Annotated in this window: 5 protein-coding genes; 4 read left to right on the top strand and 1 reads right to left on the bottom strand. The window is 52.4% G+C overall.

Annotated elements, in window-relative coordinates; genetic code table 11:
- From BG74_RS03275 to BG74_RS20405, 4 genes are all read left to right on the top strand, one after another.
- A partial coding sequence (locus BG74_RS03275) for a tetraacyldisaccharide 4'-kinase (RefSeq protein ID WP_187202556.1) occupies window positions 1-184 on the top strand: 184 nt, incomplete at its 5' end.
- Window positions 185-643: 459 nt separating this feature from the next.
- Complete coding sequence (locus tag BG74_RS03280) at window positions 644-823, top strand: Trm112 family protein (protein ID WP_066596593.1); 180 nt, start codon at window positions 644-646, stop codon at window positions 821-823.
- Window positions 823-1,578, top strand: coding sequence for a 3-deoxy-manno-octulosonate cytidylyltransferase (gene kdsB, locus BG74_RS03285; protein WP_066596594.1), 756 nt, complete (start codon window positions 823-825; stop codon window positions 1,576-1,578). Before BG74_RS03280 ends, kdsB begins: the two co-directional genes overlap by 1 nt.
- A gap of 287 nt (window positions 1,579-1,865) precedes the next feature.
- A complete protein-coding gene (locus BG74_RS20405; protein WP_439895652.1) occupies window positions 1,866-2,009 on the top strand; it encodes a hypothetical protein in 144 nt (47 codons plus the stop codon).
- 121 nt (window positions 2,010-2,130) lie between these two features.
- On the opposite strand, the gene BG74_RS20410 is transcribed toward BG74_RS20405, so the two are convergent.
- Window positions 2,131-2,277 carry a hypothetical protein gene (locus tag BG74_RS20410; RefSeq protein WP_439895653.1) on the bottom strand — a complete coding sequence of 49 codons (147 nt, stop codon included), beginning with the start codon at window positions 2,275-2,277 and terminating at the stop codon, window positions 2,131-2,133.
- Window positions 2,278-2,950 lie beyond the last annotated feature (673 nt).

Raw genomic sequence — 2,950 nt, forward strand, 5'->3', positions numbered from 1 at the left:
GGATGAACAGTTGCTGATGACCGAGAAGGACGCAGTCAAATGTAGCTCCTTCGCCCGCGCGAATTGGTGGTATCTACCGGTCGATGCACGACTACCCGAGGGGGCACAGCAAAGTTTGCTGGCGTCGGTTGAGCAGGCCATCCGACGCTATAGGTCAGGCGCGGACGGTGGTGCAAAAACGTAACGCGCGGCGCTTGGGACTAGGTGCGGATACCTAGTATGGTAACAGGGGACAGTTAACTCGTGGCACCCTGGGGAAAGGTACAGATATTCTACACCCAGTGGTGTGCACAGTGCCGGCCAGAGGAAGAAAACAAACGGCCTGGCTAACATGGTTTAATAGGGCCGTCAGAGCGATGGTCTTCTATTGCTTAGCGGCTAAAATTAGAGAATATAGCAATGATTTTATTTAACTTTTTTATGGCATGCCTGTATTATAAATGTTATTAATTATGATTAATTTCATAAAAATACCACTCCTTCGCCGGCTACATATCAATAATATCTGCATAAGAAAATGACGATCATTAACAAATGCTGCGATAGGCGCAACGGTTGTCAGTGGTGATTCCCGGCCCTGTGCCGCTTATGCTATTCTCTGTACCATCATCCCTTGCGCAGGTGTGCCCCTCTTGGAGGAATTATGGATCATCGCCTATTGGAAGTCGTTGCTTGCCCAGTCTGTAACGGCAAACTTTATTACAACAAAGAACGAAAGGAACTGATTTGTAAGTCCGATGCACTGGCTTACCCCTTGCGTGACGGTATCCCTGTGCTGCTAGAGAGCGAAGCGCGAGCCATCACATTGGACGAGACTAGTTAATGAGTTTCATCGCCATTATTCCCGCCCGTTTCTTCTCCAACCGACTGCCGGGTAAGCCGCTGGCCGATATCAACGGCAAACCCATGGTAGTGCATGTTATGGAACGGGCACAAGCCTCCGGCGCCGATCGGGTCATTGTCGCCACCGATCATATCGGTGTAGTCGAGGCGGTTGAGAGGGCTGGCGGCGAAGTATGTCTGACCCTTCCCGATCATCAGTCCGGCACCGAGCGGCTCCATGAGGTCATCGATAGATATGACTTCTCTGACGATCAGATAATCGTCAATGTGCAGGGGGACGAGCCACTTATTCCGCCGCAACTCATTCGGCAGGTGGCGGAAAATCTGCCAGGCGCCGATGCTGGTATAGCCACACTGGCGGTCCCTATCACCACTGCGGAAGAGGTATTCAACCCTAACGCGGTCAAAGTAGTGGTCAATGCGCGCGGCTACGCGCTCTATTTCTCACGCGCTACGATTCCCTGGGATCACGCAGGGTTTGCCAGCAACCGGGAGCACCTCTCACACGGTCTGCTGCGTCATATTGGTATTTATGCTTACCGCACCGACTTTATCCGCCGCTATGTCAGCTGGTCGGCCAGCCCGCTGGAGAAGATTGAGTTTCTCGAACAGTTGCGAGTCTTGTGGTATGGGGAAAAAATACATGTCGCGATGGCAAGCGCAGCGCCTGGCATGGGCGTGGACACGCCGGAAGAGCTGGCGCAGGTTCGTTTGTTGCAGCAGCAACTAGAGTAACTGTCCCGAGCTTGTACGGCGCAGAGACCAATCGAGATTTCCGCGCCCATTTCCCTCCCGCCTTTATTTGATCTAACGCGACGTTTTTTAGGCTGATCCTCCCTATGATATTTGATATGCCATGCGGCGCGCTCTGGTTTAATCCTGTGCCGAACATGAGGTTAGCGATGTCATGGAACAATTATGAGTTGAGTAAGCCCCGTTTTAGAGGGGCTGTTGAGTCGACTTAAACACACTAACGAGCAACCTTATGCCTACTTGTACGCTATGTATCGCTATGTACCGCTATGTACGTTACGTACGCTACGTACGGCTATGTACGCATGCACGTTACTTGGTGGCGAAAAGATATTTGTGCTCTGGTTATTGCCCAGCAGGAAGCCTACAAGCTGTCGATGCTGGCCCGGGGGAAGGCGAGATACGGCTGCTGATGCCATATGGCCTCATTCTATCCCAATATCCCCATACAAAGAAAGAGCTGCTGCTAATGGAACGACTGCGGGGCGTGCCGGTCGAGGCGCCAACCAGCACTCCAGAAGGCTAGCAGCAGTTTTAGGAGCAATCGTCGATGGCATTCTCGCCTGGCACTCGATCAATAGCTACAGCCTGGTAGGGACCGTCGACAATATAGGAGAATGGCTGGCTTGTATAGTATTCACAGCGGATCGAGGTGATATGGTCGTAAAGTCTCGCCGCCATTGCTTTCCCATGACGATCGGGTATTGCTGTTCCGTATCCGGTAGTGTTTGCTACGGCTATTTGAAGACTTCAATGATGGTTGTTCTGGTATACTGCAACCTGTTGCTGCGCAATATGCTTATAGGATCCCCCGCAGCGACCAGCTGTTGACGATGCTGAACACGGGTACGTTACTGTGGGCACCGCGGGAATACGATCTTTCCCGGTTGAGCGACGAAGGAATGAACTAAGCGATACTGTTTCAGTATCTTAGTCGCTCGCCGGTGGCGGAAGCGTTTCTTTGCTGACTCTAGCTGTACGCCATCTGGGAGACGGCAGAGAGCTACATTCATACTGGCCAGCTGAACCAAGACCTGTTCGTGCGTGCAGGACGCAAGCTTATTCCATGGCTGGACTGGACTAAAGAAGAAAACGAGCGGCACCAAGAGGCTGACAGAACAAAAGGCTTATTCTCCTATTGGGCGCTCATTGCGGCCAAGTGTCCGACTAGCAAGCATACCGCCGCACCTATCGAGGGATGTTACCGGGCCGCTAGGCCACTGCCGCTGCGTCAGTAAAGTGATCCGGATGGCGCGGCGTAATCCGTTATGCCCAACAACTATTGCCAGACTTGACTGGAATTTTATACCAGACGCCCTCGCTGCGACCCAGTCACAGCGGCCAGGGTAACATC

The organism is Sodalis-like endosymbiont of Proechinophthirus fluctus, from assembly GCF_001602625.1.
Classification (GTDB): Bacteria; Pseudomonadota; Gammaproteobacteria; order Enterobacterales; family Enterobacteriaceae.

Excerpts from the sequence above, each read along its gene's own strand:
- BG74_RS20410 (WP_439895653.1), bottom strand. The coding sequence starts at position 2,277 with ATGGCGGCGAGACTTTACGACCATATCACCTCGATCCGCTGTGAATAC.
- BG74_RS20405 (WP_439895652.1), top strand. The coding sequence starts at position 1,866 with ATGTACGTTACGTACGCTACGTACGGCTATGTACGCATGCACGTTACT.
- BG74_RS03280 (WP_066596593.1), top strand. The coding sequence starts at position 644 with ATGGATCATCGCCTATTGGAAGTCGTTGCTTGCCCAGTCTGTAACGGC.
- kdsB (WP_066596594.1), top strand. The coding sequence starts at position 823 with ATGAGTTTCATCGCCATTATTCCCGCCCGTTTCTTCTCCAACCGACTG.